Origin of the sequence: Robertkochia marina (assembly GCF_004799345.1) — a bacterium.
Classification (GTDB): Bacteria; Bacteroidota; Bacteroidia; order Flavobacteriales; family Flavobacteriaceae; genus Robertkochia; species Robertkochia marina.
Genome location: NZ_SSMC01000001.1, coordinates 798,411 through 817,338, shown reverse-complemented (window position 1 = coordinate 817,338; position 18,928 = coordinate 798,411). Strand labels below are relative to the sequence as shown.

Here is an 18,928-nt window from a genome sequence, read left to right as displayed (position 1 = left end):
AATGATTTAACTTTAATTCTATTATTTAGTACCGGTACTTCCAAATCCGCCGGCTCCACGAGCAGTTTCGCTTAACACCTCTACTTCATTCCAGTCGATACGCTCGTGTTTAGCAATGACAAGTTGGGCCACCCGCTCTCCGTTTTCTATAGTGAAGTCTTCATTAGAGAGGTTCACAAGGATCACCCCAACCTCTCCACGATAGTCGGCATCAATGGTTCCGGGAGCGTTAAGGACTGTAATGCCCTTTTTAGCCGCCAAACCACTTCTTGGTCTAACCTGGGCCTCAACACCTACAGGTAATTCAATAAATAATCCTGTTTTTACGATGGTTCTTTCAAGAGGTTTCAAGGTAATGGGAGCATCAATATTAGCCCTTAGATCTAATCCTGCTGAGGCATCGGTTTCGTATTCGGGCAATGCATGGTTTGACTTGTTTATTACATGTATCTTCATAGAATGACATTGTGTTATTTAAGTTTCCTGACGGTGTTATCCAACAGAGGCTTGAACAGCCTGAGAAGCTCCCGGCGTTCAAGGTACCAGATAAGGGTCAAAAATAATAAAAGTAAGGCGGTTCCACTTAGCAGATCACCCTTAAAAACATAAAAGGAGAGGGCAGATAACCCTATTGAAGCGCCCAGGTAAGCCCCGATCTTTTTTACGTTATAGGGCACGGGGTAATATCTTCGCCCCAGGAGGTAAGATATGACCATCATACTGCCATAGGCAGCCAGGGTAGCGATTGCCGAACCCTTATAACTCAAAACCGGGATGAGCAAAAAGTTGAGGCCGATGGTAATGACCGCACCTCCTACCGAGATCAATGCTCCAAAACGTGTGCGATCGGTGATCTTATACCACACCGATAAGTTGTGATAAATACCCAGGCATAAATTTGCCAGGAGGATAAAAGGAACGATCCATAAGGCCCTCCAATAACTCTTTTCGGGCAACAATATCATGGCGAACAGATCTGTATACACCACTACGAACAGTAAAATAAAGGACCCGAAAATGGTAAAGTAGAGAGTTATATTGGCGTAGGTTTGTTTAGCGTCTTTCTTATTGGCCTGGCTGAAGAAAAATGGCTCTACCCCAAGTTTAAAAGCTGTAATGAACAGGGCCATAAAAGCCCCCAGCTTATAGGCAGCTCCGTACACCCCTACCTCAGCTTCGGCGACCTCGTCAGGCAACAGGTATCTAAGCATGAGTTTATCACCTCCTTCATTGATAGAAAATGCTAAACCTGCTACTAATACCGGCAAAGCATAGGCTATCATTTGTTTCCATAGATGGGTATCAAGTTTAAATCCTATTCTGAAATAAAGCGGTAATACCATCAAAAGGGTAAAGGCACTGGCTATAAGGTTAGAGATAAAAATATAGTGTACTTTATTCTCAAAAACCAATTCGCTCAGGGCCCCTTGCCCATCCTTGGTTAATACAGGCAATACCAGAAAAAAGAACAGGTTTAATGCCAGGTTCAGGACCACGTTGGATATTTTGATAAAGGAATACCGGAGAGGTTTTTCTTTTTGGCGGTACCATGCAAAAGGGATCACCGCAAGGGCATCGAGAAACAGAATCAAGGCAGCATAAACAATAAATGCAGTCTCATATTTTAAGAAAGCTGCAACCCCATCTCTGAACAACAATACAGCAGTTAGGAAAAGGGTTGAAGTGATCGTCAGGGAGGTTAAGGCCGTAGATTGTACCTTACCGGGATCATCACCCCGGTTGATAAAACGAAAAAAGGCTGTTTCCATCCCGTAAGACAGGAACACATTACCCATGATCAAATAGATCATGAGTGAAATATAAATACCAAAATCGCTTTCAGGTAATCCCGCAACGTAGAGCGGTGTCAGAATGAGCCCCAATACCCTGGGCAACACAGTAGCCAGACCGTAGATAAAGGTATTCTTAAACAGTTTCTTTAGGGCGGTCAAATTGAATTATTTAGACGCTAAAATTATTCAAATTAATCAGGCCTTCCAATGGTTATGGCCTGTTTTTTACAGAAGGCTTTTCCTCGTAGTGAATGGCAGTGGACAATATGAGGTTATCAATTTTAAAATACCTGCGTTCTCCTTTATCGAGATAACTGATCACGGCCACTCCTTCTTCCAGTTCAAAAGGGCTTTTTTTAAGGCTGGGAGGCCGGTTGCCGACTTCCTTTCTCGGGTCGGCATGCATTACGATATCATAATCTTCTTTTGTGGTTTCAATGGTGCCTTTGTACACGAGGTAATTGTCCTTTTGAATTTTTTCAAGTGCTGTCCCCTTGTTACCGTAGTATACTGAATCGAGGGTATAGGAACGCCCTTCTGATACGGGAAAATAGAGGTTCACTCCGGTATATTGCCTATTAGCACCGGCTGTCCAGGGTTCAACCGCGGGATTTTCGAGGGTAAAAGGTGCTTTGGTCTCAAGGATCTGAGAACTCCCACACTGGGTAAATACCAGGAGAGTTAACACCCCAAAAAGAAGGGTAAACAGGTTTTTCATGGTTTGCTCGGTTTCAATTATAAATATACGTATTCAAAATTGATGCCAACGTAGTTAGTGGAGAGTCGGGAAAGGTTTTTAGTCTGGAACCAGGATTCAAGAGCCAGGAATCAAGAAGGAAATTATGGTGAATATATTTTCCTTATCTTAAACTAACCAAATTCCTCCACCCTGCGCAAACACCACAAACTAATACAAGCATGCGTAAGACATTCATACTTTGTTTAAGCCTGATGTACTTTTCCGCTTTTTGCCAATCTTATCAATTCAAAGAAGGTGATAAATACATCGTCAAGGTAGATGCCCTGGATTATGCCTTTGCCATGCCTGATACGATTCCTTCAGGGTGGATCACTTTCAGAATGATGAACAAGGGCATGGATACTCATATGGCTTATATAGGAAGGAAACCTGACAGCCTTGCCACACAGGAATTTATTGCCATGGTATACAATCCCAAAAAACACTACGAAGGTATTGGCTATGGTGGCCCGGGATTACATTCTTCCGGAGTAGCGAGTGAGACGACTCTTTACCTGGAATCAGGAGAATATTTTATGGGATGCGGGGCGATCACAGAAAAAGGAATAAAACACTCTAAATTGGGAATGGTACGGTATTTCCATGTGTCTGCTGAAAAAGTGAAAAGTAGGGAGCCTAAAGCCGATGGCAACATTAACATTACCAAATTCACCCTTTCTCATGATCTACCCTTAAAAGGAGGCAAAAATACCTTTAAGATCATCCACGATGGACCTGATGCGAATATACATTTGATTAAATTTGATGAGGTAAGCTATCGAAATGCTGCAGAATCCTACTTGACAAATCTCACTGATCCCACACCGACAAAGATGCTTGGGGGCAGTGAACAAGCAGAAAAAGGGAAGGTGGTTTATGTTACCCTTAATCTTGATCCCGGCGATTATTCATGGATGGCCTATTTCGGATTTCCCTGGGGAAAAGATGTTCCCTTCACCATAGAAAATTCAGGAAAACTGGAGGCAAACAATGAAACTTATACAGTCCAAACCGCCATTGATCTAACCATGACGGCGAATGGATTTTCGATCTCAGAAGAACTAAAACCCGGAGTTCATCTTATAAAAATAAGGCCATCCGATCTTAAATCACATTCTCCTGTTTTATTTCGATTTAAAGAAGGTGTTACGTCTGACGTTTTTAAAGATTATATTTCAAACTTTCATAGTGCCCTTGTTAATAAAAATAAGGTCAAAATAGAAGAAATACGCCAATCTAATCCATGGTTAGGAAAGGAAATTCGAATGAATAATCATTATTCCTCCAACTTAAAAATCACCTTTCCTCCGGGCAAATATGCACTTTACTGCATGCACGCCTTCACAACCCATGAAGCCCACTTTCATAAAGAAGAACCTGTTTTCTTTGAGGTGAAATAACCGATGTGTTCCTCCTTTTAACCTCATAACCTCATAACTAAAAAAAGCCCCAGGCTTACACATGGGGCTTTTTTATGGTATGAACCTTCAACTTATCCGTTCAGGGCCTCGGCACCACCAACGATCTCGAGGATCTCTCCGGTAATAGCCGCCTGACGCGCCTTGTTATAGGTTAGTGTTAATTCAGCTTTTAGCTCACCGGCGTTATCGGTTGCCTTATGCATAGCCGTCATACGTGCTCCGTGCTCTGACGCAAAAGAATCCCTGATGGCTTTGTATAGTTGGGTCTTAAGCGATTTAGGAATAAGGGTCTCTACGATCTCCACCTTATTAGGTTCAAAGATGTAATCCATAGACGCCTTAGCCTCTCCTTCAGATGGACTGATAGGAAGGTAATCTTCCGTTTTCACGATCTGCGTGGCAGCATTCTTAAAGTGGTTATACAACAACACGATCTTGTCATAGTTACCTTCGGCATACTGTTGCATCAGGGTTTCTGCGATGGCAGCAACATTATCGAAAGTAAGGTTATCAAAAACCTCGTTGTTGTTAAAGGCTACTTTATACTTTTTAGAAAGTATATCATTCCCTTTTTTACCAATGGTTACCAGGCTTACTTCCTTTCCCGCAAACTGACCTTCAGCCAGCCTTGAAGCTTCCTTGATAACATTTGAGTTAAAGGCTCCACACAAACCTCTGTTTGAAGTAATGGCTACGATAAGAACCTTATTCACCTCTCTTTGCTCAGCGTAAACGCTTCCGGAATCGCCATCGAGGGTGGCGCTCAGGTTTTGCAAAAGTTCGGTAAGCTTATCAGCATAAGGTCTCATGGCAGTGATCGCATCCTGTGCCTTTTTAAGTTTGGCAGCAGATACCATTTTCATTGCACTGGTAATCTGCATGGTGGATCCTACCGAGCTAATCCTGCTACGTATTTCTTTTAAATTTGCCATACTCTTATTTATGAATCCGAAGCAGGAGGTTACACTCCAGCTTCGGATAGAATATTAAAATTAAGCCTTGTATTTCGCAGATAGGTCTTTTGCTACCGCTTCCAGGGTATCAGTAACCTCTTCTGTAAGCTTACCAGCTTTCAGGGTGTCAAGAACATCTCTGTGCTTGGTGTTCAGGAACTCAAGGTAATCTCTTTCGAACTCCTTCACTTTCTCAACAGGAACATTTCTCAACAGGTTCTTAGAACCGGCGTAGATAATGGCTACCTGATCTTCTACAGTAAACGGATCGTTTTGAGCTTGCTTAAGGATCTCTACGTTACGCTTACCTTTTTCAATTACATTCATGGTAGCAGCATCAAGGTCAGAACCAAACTTAGCGAAAGCCTCGAGCTCACGGAACTGGGCCTGGTCAAGCTTAAGGGTACCTGCTACTTTCTTCATCGACTTGATCTGAGCAGAACCACCTACACGCGATACAGAGATACCTACGTTAATCGCAGGACGCACCCCTGAGTTGAACAGGTCAGACTCCAGGAAGATCTGTCCGTCAGTGATCGAGATCACGTTTGTTGGGATATAAGCAGATACGTCACCCGCCTGTGTTTCAATGATAGGCAGAGCCGTTAAAGAACCTCCTCCTTTTACAACCGGCTTCAGAGAATCCGGAAGGTCATTCATGTTCTTAGCGATCTCATCATCGGCAATCACCTTAGCAGCACGCTCAAGAAGTCTTGAGTGAAGGAAGAATACGTCTCCGGGATATGCCTCACGTCCCGGTGGACGACGAAGAAGAAGTGATACCTCACGGTAAGCAACAGCCTGCTTAGAAAGGTCATCATAGATGATCAATGCCGGACGTCCTGTATCTCTGAAGTACTCTCCGATAGCAGCACCTGCGAAAGGAGCATATACCTGCATAGGAGCAGGGTCAGAAGCGTTCGCAGCAACGATCACGGTATAATCCATAGCTCCTTTGTCTTCAAGGGTCTTAGCGATCCCTGCTACCGTAGAAGCCTTTTGCCCGATGGCAACATATATACAGAATACAGGCTCACCTGCATCATAGAATTCTTTCTGATTAAGGATGGTATCAATACAAACAGTTGTTTTACCTGTCTGACGGTCACCGATCACAAGCTCACGCTGTCCACGTCCGATCGGGATCATGGCGTCAACAGACTTAATACCTGTTTGAAGTGGCTCGTTTACCGGCTGACGGAAGATTACCCCCGGAGCTTTACGCTCAAGCGGCATCTCGTAAAGGTCACCTCCGATAGGTCCTTTCCCATCGATAGGGTTACCCAAAGTGTCAACAACACGTCCTACCATTTTCTCCCCTACTTTGATAGAGGCAATTCTTTCGGTACGTTTTACAGTATCACCTTCCTTAACACTGGTAGAAGATCCAAGAAGTACAACCCCTACGTTATCTTCTTCAATGTTAAGTACAATACCTTCCATCCCGTTATCAAAAGAAACGAGCTCTCCGTATTGAACATTATTCAGTCCGAATACGCGGGCAATACCGTCACCGATCGTTAGAACGGTACCAACTTCATCTAAAGAAGCCTTTGCTTCAAACCCTGATAGTTGCTTTTTTAATATTGCTGATACCTCAGCAGCTTTAACTTCAGCCATCTTAATTAAATATTTAGATTTTCGAACCGGACTTGCGAACAAGACCGGCCATCCTTATTTTAAAATTATGCAGAGACTACCGTTGTATTAACGAAATCTCTCTTCAAATTACTTAGTTTATTGGCAATACTTGCATCAAATTGCTGATCCCCTACTCGGAGGATAAACCCGCCAATGATGGTTTCGTCAACTACCTTTTCAAGGGAAACATCTTTCCCGGTTAGCGACTGTACCTTCTCCAATATCTTTTGTTCCAATGCTTCGGTAAGAGGCACAGCGGTGGTTACCACGGCCTTTTGTTTTCCTTTCAGCTCATCGTAAAGCACCATGAACTTCTCGGCAACCATCTCGAAAATCTCGATACGATTGTTCTCAAGAAGAAGTGCGATCAGCTTATGGCTGGCGTCGCTGAAATCTTCAAAAACCTCTTTAAGCACATTGCTTTTTACCTGAGCCTTGATCACCGGACTTGCAATCAGTGTCCGTAGCTCTTCGTTTTCTCCTACTACCTTAATTACCTTAAGCATATCCCCGTGAACAGCCTCTAAAAGACCCTGTTCCTGCGCATAGCTTAAAATAGCCTTTGCGTATCGTATTGCTGCCCTGCTACCTGTCATGCTGTATTAGTTTAGCTTAACGTCTTCCAACATTCCTTCTACAAGCTTTAACTGCTTGTCTTTTGCAGAAAGTTCCTCTCTTACAACCTTCTCTGCGATCTCGATGGAAAGTTCTGCCACCTTATTCTTAAGATCATTAATAGCCGCCTGCTTTTCGCTTTGGATGCTAGCCTGAGCAGATACAATAATCTTGTTAGCTTCTGCCTGAGCTTGCTCCTTGGCGTCAGCGATCATCTTATCTTTAACTTCTCTGGCTTCCTTCATCATGGCGTCACGCTCAGCTCTAGCCTGCTTTAGCAACTTTTCGTTATCTGCCTGCAGATTCTGCATTTCCTTACGGGCATTCTCTGCAGATTCCAAAGCTTGCTTAATTCCTTCTTCGCGATCATTTACCGCTTTAAGGATAGGACCCCATGCATATTTTCTAAGTAGTAATACCAGTCCAACAAAAATGGCGATCTGCCAAAAGAAGAGTCCGAACGAAAATGATTCTATTAACTTTTCCATGAAATATTATTGTTATAAATGTTTAATCTGTTTAGGGTAAACAGATAGCTGCAACCAACCGTTGCAGCTATCTGAAGAGTTTTAAGCTGCGAAAAGAGCAGCAAATCCAATACCTTCGATAAGAGCAGCAGCAATAAGCATAGCAGTCTGGATCTTACCAGAAGCTTCTGGCTGACGCGCAATAGCTTCCATAGCCTGACCACCGATTCTACCGATACCAAGACCAGCACCAATTACAATTAAACCAGCTCCTACAATAGTTGGGATTTCCATAGTTATATAATTAAAAATTAAACATTCAATTTATTAATGATCGTCGTGATGCTCTTCATTAGCCATACCGAAGTACAGAGCAGAAAGCATGGTGAAAATATACGCCTGCAGCGCAGCCACCAAAAGTTCCAGGATAGATAAGGCAAATGCCAGTCCGAAAGAAAGGGTGCTTCCTATCCAATTTTTGAAGATGAACATCAGTCCGATAATACTCATCAACACCACGTGTCCTGCGGTCATGTTCGCATAAAGACGAATCATCAGGGAGAACGGCTTAATGAACATTCCAAGTACCTCGATCGGAGCAAGAACGATTCTCATAAGCTTAGGCACTCCGGGCATCCAGAAGATGTGACCCCAGTAATTTTTATTAGCTGTAAAGGTGGTGATCAGGAAGGTAAGTAAAGCCAACCCGAAAGTTACAGCGATGTTTCCGGTTACGTTAACCCCAAGAGGTGTCATTCCTAAAAGGTTCAGGAACCATATAAAGAAGAATATGGTTAACAGGAAACTCATGTATTTCTTATAATGCTTTTCTCCAATATTTGGAACAGCGATCTCGTCTCTTACAAATACCACCAAAGGCTCGAAGAATCTTCCTGCGCCGGTGGGAATACCGTTGTTCTTTGCATAGCTGACAGCCAGATTTCTGAACAGCCAGAACATCAGGAACGACACCAATAACATGGTTACTACATTCTTGGTGATCGAAAAGTCAAGAGGTTTTGCATTGGTAGGGTGATGATGGTCATCATAATTGATGGTGCCTTCAGCATCGGTCTTATAGATCTTATTGTGGTAAAGCGCATAGTGATTACCGTCTACCTCAGCCACAGTTTCTCCATGATGAAATTTAGAAGAAGAGAACACCTTTAGTCCATTATCCCATAAAATCACCGGCAGTGGAATCCCCACATGAGTGCCGGCCTCTTCATCTTCGGTAAGAATAAAATAATATGAATCCTGAAGGTGGTGGTCAATAAAGGCCTTAATACCTTCTCTTTTAGACTCCTCCCCATGAGCGGATTCAGTTGTTTCATGTTGTGCCCAGGTAAAAAACGGGGCTAAAACGAATAAAACTAAAAGGATCTTTTCAGTAAATTCTCTTCGCATATCACTCAAATAAAGGTGGCTTAAAAATCGGTGCAAATGTAACGCTTTAAATGAAAAACAAAAACAATTTTTCTCGAATATTTAGCCGGTGTAAAACCCACTTGTTCAGGAGTCTGTGTCGGGTTTTGAATTTAACAATCGATAAACGGCCAGGGATTCAAAAACGAGGCTGATGAAGTATGGAATGAAAAACCCAATGAATTCAGCTTTTGACAGGATCCCGTCGGCTTTATATGCCGGGCTGAACCAGATAAAGAACACGGCAAATTTTAACATACTGCCGGCTAGAAAAAGAAATCCGATTTGAGAAAAGTATTTCTTTCTTAACCAATAAATAATTACAAGAATAAGTACGGCAAGCAAGGCGTTAGCAAGGTAGGCATGGTCTAAAAGCACCTGGGCAGGTCGAATAGCATTCAGTTCGAGGGTTAATTCATGAATAAAATAGGCCCCGAGAATAAAAAGGAGAAACCAAAATATCATCCAAAACAAAGGGTGTATTTTCGATCTCACTTTTGCATCTGATTTAGCTGTTTGATCACCACGTAAATCGAAATAAAAACCCCGAACAGGGTTAATATAATGAGGTAGAGCTTATTGCCCTCATTATAGGTGTCATCTAACCATCTTCCCAGCCATGCGAACAGGAAGATGGTTACACCCATTTGAATAGCGATCCCTGAAAAGATCGCGAAATTTTTAAGCGGATTTCTCTGGTCGTCCTGTTTGTTCATCTTTAAGCGACTTTACTCCTGCTCCTTTCATGGCACAGGATGCGTTGAAGCTTGCTCCGGGTTCTACGGCAAGTTTCCCCACAACAACATCGCCTTCAATGACTGCAGAGCTTTTTAAGACAAGGATCTGAGCGACCTTAACTTCTCCGTTAAAGGTTCCTTCAATGTCGGCATTCTCACACTGGATCTTTCCGGTTACCACCCCGGTTTTTCCGATCACGATCTTTCCGGAAGTCATGATGGTGCCTTCTACTTCTCCATCAATTCTGATATCGGCCTCTGAGGTGATATCTCCTTTGATCTTGGTGTTCTCTGCAATACGGTTGTTTAAAGCGTTGGTAGGTTCCATTTTGGTTTTTTTAGATTCTGCAAACATATTCTCTAGTTTAGATTTGGGGATGGTTGCTCCGAGAGAAGCAAATACGCTTCCAAATTCTTTTTTATCTGAATTACCTTGTAAGCGTCTCGCGAAATTACAAAATTCTCTCTGTCAACCAAATACTCTTTATTAATAGCTAAAAGTTCTGCATACCCTTCTGCCCGCAACCTGGATCCTGCATTGTGAATTACCAGGAACACCAGATCCCTGTTATATACATCTACAGAATAGGTATACCCGCGCACCTCGACCTCCGCCAGGGATCGCTCTACCTTTTTAATCAGCGTTTCCAGGGCTGCGGTATCGGTTTTCTTAAATGGATAAACCACCTTCCAGTGATCAGCAGACTCATCGTTGTCTTCTAAAGAAAGAGCTTCCAATGCCGGAATACTTGTTTCCAGCAATTGTTCTGCCCTGATACCTTCGGGCTTTGAAGGATGGTTCAGGCTGATATCTGTTAATGCCTTCTTCAGGGATTCTACTCCTTCGAGTCTCCCGAGGGCCTGTGCCTTTAACAGATCGAACTTGGCCGCAATGGCCTCTCCATTATACTGACGACTGTATTGTGTGGCTGCAGCAATAACCTGCTCATACCGTTGGTTCTCATACAACCTGTACAAATTCGTATAATTACTTTCGGGATCATCCGCCTCATCGGCTGCAAATCCTTCAGGATCCAGAATAAACCGCGTATAACGGGAATCGGGATAATTGGTTACCAGGTCACTTTTCATTTCTTCAGCCAGGGGTGAACTGGTCTCCAGGTAGATCTGATACAGATTGTATTTAGCAGGTAGTATTAATCGCTCAGCCGGGTAAAAGCTTAACAGGTCCTGCAAGCGCTGAGCAGCAAGGAGGTATTCCCGAAAACGCTCCTTATACAATATCCCCAATTGGTAATAGGCGAGATCTCTCTCTTCCTGGATACTGTCAATCTCTTCCGGCGTATCAGGAAGCTGAGCAAGGTAAAATTCTGCATCATATACATTAGCTGTATTACCCTGAGCAAGATCTTCAGAGATCACTGAAGCTGTATTTCCCAACGGGGCCTGCCCACCGTATTTCCAGTTATCGGTTAGATCGATATTTCCCCAAACACTTTGAAACTCCTGTTTTCCATAAGACACACTGGCCTCATTGTAAAAATAGAATGCATCGGTATTTCCCGATCTTGAACCAAAAGCATTACTGCCCCTCTTATTTTTTTCCAAAGCTGCTGTTCGCTCTCTTTCCCTCTTTAAAGCTTCTTCTTTTTGGATAGAATCTATATAATTTTGGAAGTAAGCCGTTCGCTTTTCAGGCTCCATTCCAAGAACATTCAAAATACTATCGTTGCGCTTTCTCACAGCCTCATAGGTAATGACCTCCTGAAGATTATCTCTTTGCCGTTTCAGCAATCGGAATTCCTTGGTCTTTTCTTCCATCTGGGTCAGGGTACTGTCATAATAGGATCCGGCCAGGGTATAATCCCGGGCGTCAAAGGCCATTTGTCCAAGCGCCCTGTAGTTCTTAGCGTTTAATATTCTGTCCTGCGATTCAGCTCTTAGTGACTTATTGTAATACACCTCAGCCAGGCGCAAGGAGTCCTGATCTTCATGAAATAAGGCTATTTGTCGGTATACAAGACCCAGATAAGGTCTGTTCTCCCGATTCTTTTCCATTTTAGTCAGTAGCTTTAACAGCTCTTCTTTATCGTAGCCTGTATCATAAAGATTCCTGATCTTAAAAATTTTGGCGTTTACATGATAAATTCTGGCGGTTCTCCTGTTCAGATCAATTACCTTATCAAAGGCGTAATTGGCACTGTCTAAATAACCGAGCTCGTTATACAATTGACCAATAATGAACAGGTAACGCCCTTCTTCTTCCTTATTCCGGGTATATAAAGAGGCTGTTTTTAATCGTTGCAGCGCAGAATCTTTGTACTTCAGGTTAATGTAGGCCTGCCCCATCATGGCATTGGCATCTGCATAATCCTGATCGTCGAGGTTGGGGGCGTATTTAAGAAGTTTCTTTAAATTTTCCAGAGCCAACTCCTCATTTTCCAGCCTGATATGGGTTTTTTCTCTCCAGATCATCGCCTGCCCGATAATGTCACTGTCCCTATATTTGTTGAGGATATAATTAAAGGCTTCCAGGGAAGGAATAAATCGCTGATCGTAATACCGGGCCTTTCCCAGCAGCAAATAGGCCTCATCGATCTGAGAATTTTTTTCGCTTCCACCTATATTCATTCCGTGCTTTTGAATGGCTTTGGCAGCCTTTTCTTCGGCCCGTTCAAAGTTAGGAGTCAGTTGGGTTCCGTCGAGGATCACCTCATCTCTCACCTCCATCCGTTCCACCGGGAGAATATCCCAGTAATTATCGCGATAATTGTTTATGAGGTCCTGACGCCCGTCGGCCAAGGCGTTCTTACCATTATAAATGGCATTATACCGGGCATTCATAGCATGCCACTTCCTGTTTATGAAGGCATCTTTCCTGGTAGAGCAGGAAGATATTGCGATCAAAAAGAGGACCGGAACAAATAGTATTTTAAGTAGGTGCTTCACCTGATTCGCTCTGGAGTATTATTAACCGATACGCAACAAATTTATTGTCGGTTCGGGGTAAAAATACATTTCTTTTGCAAGAATAGCGATAAACGCCCAAAAAAGCATATCAGGAAGCCGGTACGTTTTCCTTAAGCTCCCCGGAGAAGAATACTTCAAGCTCTTTCAAAGTCTCGGGAGAGGTCTTGATATCTTTGACCACGACACCCTTCTCCAGTACAACGATCCTTTCGCATACCTCAGTAACGTGCATAAGGTCATGGCTTGAGATCAGTACGGTTACTTCTGTGGTTTCCTTTAATTCTCTGAGAATCTTCTTGAGGCGTATCTGAGTAGTAGGGTCAAGATTGGCAAAAGGCTCGTCAAGAATAATTACCTCCGGATTTCCGATCAACGCAGCCACAATACCCACTTTTTTTTGATTTCCTTTAGAGAGGTCTCGCAGGTATTTCTTCACCCCCAATATCTCCCCATTGAAAAAATCTTCAAACCCCTTCAGCAGTCGGTCTACATCTGCCTTGTTCTGACCGCGAAGCTCTCCGATGAAATAGAAGTATTCTTCAGGGGTGAGGTACCCGATCAAAAAAGACTCATCGAGAAAGGCTGCCGTAAAAGGTTTCCAGGCTTCACTTTGGTCAACACGAACGTCATTGTTCATGATATACCCGGTGGTTGGACGAACCAGGTCAAGCAGCATACTAAACATGGTGGTCTTCCCTGCCCCATTATTTCCTACAAGTCCGAAACTCTGCCCTTTAGGTATTTCAAGTGCTTCCACATCAAGCACGCGTACTTTCTTATATTCTTTTGCTATCTGATTTAAGGTGATCATGTTCAAGTTGATTTTTTAGGATTTTTGTTTGTAGGCTACCAGGGTCTTATACTTCTCTGACTTATATACCTTTTCAATTACATTAAATACGCGGTCTTTAAAAGCAAAACCGGCCAAACCAGCCACTACTACAAGAATATAGCCGAAGTTAGGACCCAGGGTGTAATGTCCGGCGCCATAAAGAAGCAACGGTAGTATCAGTTTCGGTATGGTCAATAATAGGGTCTTTACATTAAATGCCTGCTTATCGCCAAAGGCTTTTTTATTGGAGGTAAGATCTATAGGTGTCTTAATATAGGCGCCACCCCATAACACGACATGGGAGTTCACCCCTATATTATAAATTGCAGAAACAACTATGGCCAGGTATACCTCCCATCCGAAATACAGATAAAAAGAGGCTACCACGGTGGTAAGCAGGGTGGCAATGACCATTAACCACCACTTGCTGTTCAGGTAATCCCTGTATTTGATATTCTGACTCATCATTAACGGATAGTAGGAGCTGTCCCAGCTTGGTACGAATTGCCCGAAGGTAAACAGGAATCCACCGGTAACAAATATCCCGGCAAAGATGCGCCATACCGGTCCCTCATAAACCTCGATACCCCCACTGAAGAACAGCAACCCATAAAAAATAAAGGCAAGACTCATAAAAATAGTGGTGCGGGAACGTTTGTTTCGTTTAATAAGCTTGATGTCATTCTTTAAAAACACCGCCAGGCCTCCAAATCTGTTCAGCCAGGTAAGATCTTCTGAGGTTACCGTACTCGTTTTACCCTTCAACCCATCATCAAGGTACAATCTGTTTCTGAAGTATTTAAAAGCCGTCAGGTATAAACCAACCAGTATAACCACCGGTACTACACTCCAGATTGGGTGGTCATACACCCAGGTAAACACCGGCCCCGTATATTGGGTTATGTCGAAAACCTGATAATACGTAAGACCTGCCAAAAGTAAGAGTGCGGTAAGTACTGTATAGAAAACGGTATCTATATCGTTCAGAAAAACATTGAGAAAATTATTGGAATAGATCAGTGCCGTTACCATAACCAGCCATGCGACCGCATTTGCAGCAGGATACCCTTCGGTTAAAAGTACAATGAAGAAGGGAATAAAGAAAAACGCATGAACAATATTGAAGAATGAAATTACTGTTTTCCAAAGACTGAAATGAACGATCTTGTTCTTGCTGAAAGGCAGAGACAGCAGGGGTTTGATATTGACCACCGGCATACGCTGCATCAGGTACCTCATCACCAGGTCGCCTACCAGGTAGAACACCAGAAAACGATTCAGCACCATTAATGGGTCTTGATTGAGCTGTTCCTGAATGATCTTATAGGAAAAGGCTCCTAACATGGAAAAAACAAAAATGAAATACAGGGCCAGGAATCCCATTAGGATCTTCAGGGCAAGATTTGTTTGAAAAGAAGCCGACCTGATAAAGGAACGCCACTGGAGGGTGATGAATTTTTTAAGCATAGGTTGATGGTTTGCAGGCTATTGGTATAGATGGTAATGAAAATGTTACATCCCGTCAGCTATAAAAGTAAAATTTCATAGTTCATTACTAAAGTTCCTTCTACGAATTGACTTAATAATTCTCTAAAAAACAATAGTTAAAACAAAACACATATCATGTAGATATTATACTAAGGGAAAGTCAACAATTATTTAATGCCTGTATCATAAGCGGTTTACAATGCTTATTTTTGAAAAAATTTTTTCGAATGGACCGATTTAAACATCTTAATATCAACAAGGTTGAACGGCTGACTCCTAATGCCGTCAAGATCGCTTTCGAGATTCCGGAAGCTGAAGCAGAGAACTTTAAATTCACCCCGGGGCAATACATTACCATCAAAACTCAGCTCAACGGAACCGAGGTGAGGCGCTCCTATTCTATTTGTTCGGGAAGAGACGAGCATGAAATTGCCGTGGGTATCAAAAAGGTTCCTGACGGATTATTTTCAAAATACGCCAACGACCAGCTAAAAGCCGGGGTACAACTGGCGGTTCACCCTCCTGAAGGGCGATTTACCTTTAACACTAAATCTGATGACGCCTCCACCATTGTGGCCTTTGCCGCCGGAAGCGGAATCACTCCTATTATGAGCATCATGAAGGAGGTGCTGCATCACACAGATAAGAAATTTATCCTGGTGTTCGGTAATAAGAAGCTGGAAGAAACCATGTTCCATAAAGAGATCGCCGAAATGGTCGCTGCTTATGGAGATCGTCTGCAGGTACAATTCGTATACAGCAGGGAGCAGGAAGAAGATGCTATGTTTGGTCGTATTGAACGTTCTACAGTGAATTACATCCTGAAAAACAAGGTAAGCCAACCTAAAGATTGTCTGTTTTACCTCTGCGGACCTGAGGAGATGATCAACAATGTATCTGATACGCTTGCTACCCAGGGTATCGCCAAAGACAAGATCAAGTTTGAGCTCTTTAATACCTCTGATGAAGGGGGTGAAAAAAGCTCAGAAGACATTCCTGAAGGGAAGACTAAGGTGAATGTACTGGTTGATGATGAGGAATATAGTCTTGTGATGGACAAAAAGCAGCGCGTTCTTGACGCTGTACTCAAAGAAGATATTGATGCGCCTTACTCCTGCCAGGGGGGTATTTGCTCGAGCTGTATTGCACGGGTTACCGAAGGGAAGGTGGAGATGGTAAAGAACCAGATCCTCACCGACAGCGAGTTGGAAGAAGGACTTATACTTACCTGCCAGGCACACCCTGTTTCAAATACATTATCGATAGATTACGATGATGTGTAAATGGATGAAGGAACAAAGACGAACCACCCTGTCTGCCGACAGGCAGGCCCGTCCATGGTATTCACCATGGACACCCCTCCTTTGAAAGGAGGGGGTATATTCCTATCTATGGTTCATCTTATCTAACCGAATAACGGCTTAACGGCTTAACGGTATAACTGAAATAAAAAAAGGGAAGCTCAACGCTTCCCTTTTTTTATTTCCAATACTCAGCCACCCAGGGGGCGGGTCGTACGTAGCGGTACCATTTTCCACGGCCACCTTCAATAGCTTTATGCGGATTGATCTCTCCGTGAAATATAATGATCTTGGCTCCTTCTGGAATGATCGGTTTCTTCCAAAATGCCAGGGGAAAACGCGACACACAGTCATATTTAAAACTCGGGCACCATGGCTTGGGCCAATAATTCAAATACCCTTTTTCGTGCACTGCCCAGGTAAGGTATTCCTGTTCATTGCGATGCTGTTTCCTGATCTCATCAAAGTTCTCTTTGAAGTAGTCGAACACATACCCGTGTTTCCCGATCTCAAAACGATACACCGAAGAGTTTCCGGTAATTCGCCAGGTTCTCCAGGAATGATCTTTGATGATCCGGAAAGGGGCATCATCTTCAAAGAAACAATCAATATTATCAACGATCACTATATCAAGGTCCAGGAAAAGAGCTGTTCCTTCCAGTCCGTAAAGATCAGCTTTAAGGGTGGTTAGTTTTTTCCACATTCTTTCCGGAAGATTCCCGGGAATATCGATCTCCGGGATGGGGAAACATTTGATATCCTCATCGATCCCTTCTTCGTTATCGGTAAAACACACCATGGTAAAAGGCAGGGTTAGATTCCTCTTTACCATGGCGTGCAAGCGATTCACATATTCCGGACCATAGAGGGTGCCCCACTTCATACAGAAGATGTGAATGTTCTTGTCTTGAGCCATAATCGTTTTATTGTAAACCCAATGGGGTCGTTATTTTTTATTCTTGTAAAGTACCGGATTCAGCTCATCATCATTATACATCTTCATTTGCTTGTACACTTTCATGTACTTGTCGCCATTCTCAATATCTGCCAGCAGTTGATCGATGGCTGTAGAAAGATCTTTTTTCTGTTCCAGAAGTACATCCAGTTTGGCCTGACATTTCGCCTTATGGTCTTCTGAAGCACCTTCCCGCTCAACCTCTTCCTGCATGTGGTAGATCTTTAAGGCAAGAATGGATAGTCGGTCAATAGCCCATGCCGGACTTTCAGAATTGATGGTAGCCTCCGGCTTCGGGGTAACATCCTTGTATTTATCCAGAAAATAACTGTCAATATACTCTACCATATCGGTACGATCCTGATTAGAAGCATCGATCTTTCTTTTCAAATCAAGAGCCGCTACGGGGTCGATCTCCGGGTCACGAATAATATCCTCATAATGCCATTGAACGGTATCGATCCAGTTCTTACGATATAAAAGGTGTTCGATCTTGTCGTTTGGATACGGGTTTTCAAAGGATTGGTATACATCATCCTTTATATGGTATTTCTCTATACTCTCCTCAAAAATCCTGAATGCTTTTTCGCTGAACATGTAGTTATTTATTTGGTTACGCAAATATAATTCATTCAACACGTTTTTACCCTGAAATTCCGGAATTAGATACCCAAGGTGAGGTTGTCCACCTATTCAAAGCAGCCACATTAAACACGTGAAAAGTAGTAAGCAGTATTTACAAGACTGTTATTAAATATTTTTACTAATTAATTGTAAATTAGATAGTTATAATTCAAGACTTAAATCCTGCGGTAATGAAGAAGATTTTAAATTTTATAAAAACAACCATCATTGGCGGTATCCTGTTCATGGTGCCCATCGTTATCATTATCATCATTGTCACCAAGGCCTTCCAGATCATGCTCAAAGTGGCCCAACCCATAGATAAGCTTATCCCTATAGAATCTGTTGGAGGTGTTGCCCTTGCCAATCTCATCGCCATTTTCGCTGTTCTTGTTCTGTGTTTTTTGGCAGGCCTGCTTGCCAACGGAAGAAACCTGAAAAAACTTCAACGCACCCTGGAAAGCAAAGTGCTCATCAATTTACCGGGCTATCGATTCGTAAAGGGTATTACAGATGGTATCAAAAGCAATGAAAAGGCCTCCGAGCACTTTCTACCTGTATTGGCCGAATTTGATGATAACGCCCAGATCGGGTTTGAGATCGAACGCACCGATACCGGCCGGGTGGCTGTATACCTTCCCAGCTCACCGAACCCCTGGTCGGGCACGGTGGTTTATGTAGATCCTGAACGCATCGTGAAGCTCGATATGACCCCGAAAGAAGTGATCAAAACCGTACAACAACTCGGGAGAGGGTCGTATCAGTTTGGCACTTTAGATTCGGTTGAAGGGAAGGTGACAGGTGACAAGTAATAGGCAACCATGCCTGCGGCTTGGCAGGCAGGAGACAAGTAATAGGTGACAGGTAAAGAGTGAAAAATCGAGTAATTCAGACCGACTCAGGGTTACACCCTGAGCGCCCTCGCGCCCCCTGGCTCCTTCACTAAAAACAGCCACTGGCTGTTTTCTTAACGTTCGGCCCTCGACTCCCTAAAAAAACCTAACTT

The 18,928-nt window shown here is 43.1% G+C and carries 20 protein-coding genes; 3 read left to right on the top strand and 17 right to left on the bottom strand.

Going from position 1 to position 18,928, the window contains the following annotated elements; genetic code table 11:
- Window positions 1-21 precede the first annotated feature (21 nt).
- Genes dut through E7Z59_RS03275 form a run of 3 tightly spaced genes read right to left on the bottom strand, consistent with a single transcriptional unit; the run spans window position 22 to window position 2,511 of the window.
- A complete protein-coding gene (dut, locus tag E7Z59_RS03285; protein WP_136334853.1) occupies window positions 22-456 on the bottom strand; it encodes a dUTP diphosphatase in 435 nt (144 codons plus the stop codon).
- Between the two features lie 14 nt (window positions 457-470).
- A complete protein-coding gene (locus E7Z59_RS03280; protein WP_136334852.1) occupies window positions 471-1,952 on the bottom strand; it encodes a lipopolysaccharide biosynthesis protein in 1,482 nt (493 codons plus the stop codon).
- A 52-nt stretch (window positions 1,953-2,004) separates the two neighbouring features.
- Window positions 2,005-2,511, bottom strand: a complete 507-nt coding sequence (locus E7Z59_RS03275) for a hypothetical protein (protein ID WP_136334851.1) — start codon at window positions 2,509-2,511, stop codon at window positions 2,005-2,007.
- Window positions 2,512-2,711: 200 nt separating this feature from the next.
- On the opposite strand from E7Z59_RS03275, the gene E7Z59_RS03270 reads away from it, so the two are divergent.
- Window positions 2,712-3,932, top strand: coding sequence for a hypothetical protein (locus E7Z59_RS03270; protein WP_136334850.1), 1,221 nt, complete (start codon window positions 2,712-2,714; stop codon window positions 3,930-3,932).
- A 92-nt stretch (window positions 3,933-4,024) separates the two neighbouring features.
- On the opposite strand, the gene atpG is transcribed toward E7Z59_RS03270, so the two are convergent.
- From atpG to E7Z59_RS03210, 12 genes are all read right to left on the bottom strand, one after another.
- Complete coding sequence (gene atpG / locus E7Z59_RS03265; RefSeq protein ID WP_136334849.1) at window positions 4,025-4,885, bottom strand: ATP synthase F1 subunit gamma; 861 nt, start codon at window positions 4,883-4,885, stop codon at window positions 4,025-4,027.
- A 60-nt stretch (window positions 4,886-4,945) separates the two neighbouring features.
- Window positions 4,946-6,526, bottom strand: coding sequence for a F0F1 ATP synthase subunit alpha (gene atpA, locus E7Z59_RS03260; RefSeq protein ID WP_136334848.1), 1,581 nt, complete (start codon window positions 6,524-6,526; stop codon window positions 4,946-4,948).
- Between the two features lie 65 nt (window positions 6,527-6,591).
- Window positions 6,592-7,143: an ATP synthase F1 subunit delta gene (gene atpH / locus E7Z59_RS03255; RefSeq protein ID WP_136334847.1), complete on the bottom strand. Its 552-nt coding sequence runs from the start codon at window positions 7,141-7,143 to the stop codon at window positions 6,592-6,594.
- 6 nt (window positions 7,144-7,149) lie between these two features.
- A complete protein-coding gene (locus tag E7Z59_RS03250; RefSeq protein WP_136334846.1) occupies window positions 7,150-7,650 on the bottom strand; it encodes a F0F1 ATP synthase subunit B in 501 nt (166 codons plus the stop codon).
- A gap of 81 nt (window positions 7,651-7,731) precedes the next feature.
- Window positions 7,732-7,923, bottom strand: coding sequence for an ATP synthase F0 subunit C (gene atpE / locus E7Z59_RS03245; protein WP_117158138.1), 192 nt, complete (start codon window positions 7,921-7,923; stop codon window positions 7,732-7,734).
- A 33-nt stretch (window positions 7,924-7,956) separates the two neighbouring features.
- Entirely contained in the window at window positions 7,957-9,036 is a 1,080-nt protein-coding gene (atpB, locus tag E7Z59_RS03240) for a F0F1 ATP synthase subunit A (protein WP_136334845.1), read from the bottom strand.
- 105 nt (window positions 9,037-9,141) lie between these two features.
- Window positions 9,142-9,549 (bottom strand): DUF6168 family protein, encoded by a 408-nt coding sequence (locus tag E7Z59_RS03235; RefSeq protein ID WP_136334844.1) that lies wholly within the window; start codon window positions 9,547-9,549, stop codon window positions 9,142-9,144.
- Window positions 9,546-9,770 carry an AtpZ/AtpI family protein gene (locus E7Z59_RS03230; RefSeq protein WP_136334843.1) on the bottom strand — a complete coding sequence of 75 codons (225 nt, stop codon included), beginning with the start codon at window positions 9,768-9,770 and terminating at the stop codon, window positions 9,546-9,548. The genes E7Z59_RS03235 and E7Z59_RS03230 overlap by 4 nt, the downstream gene beginning before the upstream one ends.
- The gene (locus E7Z59_RS03225; protein ID WP_136334842.1) at window positions 9,736-10,146 is read right to left on the bottom strand and encodes a bactofilin family protein; all 411 of its coding nucleotides are present in this window, start codon (window positions 10,144-10,146) and stop codon (window positions 9,736-9,738) included. Before E7Z59_RS03225 ends, E7Z59_RS03230 begins: the two co-directional genes overlap by 35 nt.
- A gap of 5 nt (window positions 10,147-10,151) precedes the next feature.
- Entirely contained in the window at window positions 10,152-12,701 is a 2,550-nt protein-coding gene (gene porW / locus E7Z59_RS03220) for a type IX secretion system periplasmic lipoprotein PorW/SprE (protein WP_136334841.1), read from the bottom strand.
- Window positions 12,702-12,810: 109 nt separating this feature from the next.
- A complete protein-coding gene (locus E7Z59_RS03215; protein ID WP_136334840.1) occupies window positions 12,811-13,533 on the bottom strand; it encodes an ABC transporter ATP-binding protein in 723 nt (240 codons plus the stop codon).
- 15 nt (window positions 13,534-13,548) lie between these two features.
- Window positions 13,549-15,021 carry a DUF5687 family protein gene (locus E7Z59_RS03210; protein WP_136334839.1) on the bottom strand — a complete coding sequence of 491 codons (1,473 nt, stop codon included), beginning with the start codon at window positions 15,019-15,021 and terminating at the stop codon, window positions 13,549-13,551.
- A gap of 248 nt (window positions 15,022-15,269) precedes the next feature.
- Between E7Z59_RS03210 and E7Z59_RS03205 the strand changes: the two genes are divergently transcribed.
- Complete coding sequence (locus tag E7Z59_RS03205; protein ID WP_136334838.1) at window positions 15,270-16,325, top strand: ferredoxin--NADP reductase; 1,056 nt, start codon at window positions 15,270-15,272, stop codon at window positions 16,323-16,325.
- Window positions 16,326-16,521: 196 nt separating this feature from the next.
- Here the strand turns inward: E7Z59_RS03205 and E7Z59_RS03200 are convergent, their stop codons facing one another.
- Together E7Z59_RS03200 and E7Z59_RS03195 are read right to left on the bottom strand one after the other, a co-directional pair.
- Window positions 16,522-17,259, bottom strand: a complete 738-nt coding sequence (locus E7Z59_RS03200) for a glycosyltransferase (RefSeq protein ID WP_136334837.1) — start codon at window positions 17,257-17,259, stop codon at window positions 16,522-16,524.
- Window positions 17,260-17,289: 30 nt separating this feature from the next.
- Window positions 17,290-17,895: a DUF4254 domain-containing protein gene (locus E7Z59_RS03195; protein ID WP_136334836.1), complete on the bottom strand. Its 606-nt coding sequence runs from the start codon at window positions 17,893-17,895 to the stop codon at window positions 17,290-17,292.
- A 218-nt stretch (window positions 17,896-18,113) separates the two neighbouring features.
- Here E7Z59_RS03195 and E7Z59_RS03190 point away from each other — a divergent pair, with 218 nt between their 5' ends.
- Entirely contained in the window at window positions 18,114-18,734 is a 621-nt protein-coding gene (locus E7Z59_RS03190) for a DUF502 domain-containing protein (protein WP_136334835.1), read from the top strand.
- Window positions 18,735-18,928 lie beyond the last annotated feature (194 nt).

Bases quoted from the DNA above. Each gene is read 5' to 3' on its own strand.
- dut (WP_136334853.1), bottom strand. From the start codon at position 456: ATGAAGATACATGTAATAAACAAGTCAAACCATGCATTGCCCGAATAC.
- E7Z59_RS03275 (WP_136334851.1), bottom strand. From the start codon at position 2,511: ATGAAAAACCTGTTTACCCTTCTTTTTGGGGTGTTAACTCTCCTGGTA.
- E7Z59_RS03270 (WP_136334850.1), top strand. From the start codon at position 2,712: ATGCGTAAGACATTCATACTTTGTTTAAGCCTGATGTACTTTTCCGCT.
- atpG (WP_136334849.1), bottom strand. From the start codon at position 4,885: ATGGCAAATTTAAAAGAAATACGTAGCAGGATTAGCTCGGTAGGATCC.
- atpA (WP_136334848.1), bottom strand. From the start codon at position 6,526: ATGGCTGAAGTTAAAGCTGCTGAGGTATCAGCAATATTAAAAAAGCAA.
- atpH (WP_136334847.1), bottom strand. From the start codon at position 7,143: ATGACAGGTAGCAGGGCAGCAATACGATACGCAAAGGCTATTTTAAGC.
- E7Z59_RS03250 (WP_136334846.1), bottom strand. From the start codon at position 7,650: ATGGAAAAGTTAATAGAATCATTTTCGTTCGGACTCTTCTTTTGGCAG.
- atpE (WP_117158138.1), bottom strand. From the start codon at position 7,923: ATGGAAATCCCAACTATTGTAGGAGCTGGTTTAATTGTAATTGGTGCT.
- atpB (WP_136334845.1), bottom strand. From the start codon at position 9,036: ATGCGAAGAGAATTTACTGAAAAGATCCTTTTAGTTTTATTCGTTTTA.
- E7Z59_RS03230 (WP_136334843.1), bottom strand. From the start codon at position 9,770: ATGAACAAACAGGACGACCAGAGAAATCCGCTTAAAAATTTCGCGATC.
- E7Z59_RS03225 (WP_136334842.1), bottom strand. From the start codon at position 10,146: ATGTTTGCAGAATCTAAAAAAACCAAAATGGAACCTACCAACGCTTTA.
- E7Z59_RS03215 (WP_136334840.1), bottom strand. From the start codon at position 13,533: ATGATCACCTTAAATCAGATAGCAAAAGAATATAAGAAAGTACGCGTG.
- E7Z59_RS03210 (WP_136334839.1), bottom strand. From the start codon at position 15,021: ATGCTTAAAAAATTCATCACCCTCCAGTGGCGTTCCTTTATCAGGTCG.
- E7Z59_RS03205 (WP_136334838.1), top strand. From the start codon at position 15,270: ATGGACCGATTTAAACATCTTAATATCAACAAGGTTGAACGGCTGACT.
- E7Z59_RS03200 (WP_136334837.1), bottom strand. From the start codon at position 17,259: ATGGCTCAAGACAAGAACATTCACATCTTCTGTATGAAGTGGGGCACC.
- E7Z59_RS03195 (WP_136334836.1), bottom strand. From the start codon at position 17,895: ATGTTCAGCGAAAAAGCATTCAGGATTTTTGAGGAGAGTATAGAGAAA.
- E7Z59_RS03190 (WP_136334835.1), top strand. From the start codon at position 18,114: ATGAAGAAGATTTTAAATTTTATAAAAACAACCATCATTGGCGGTATC.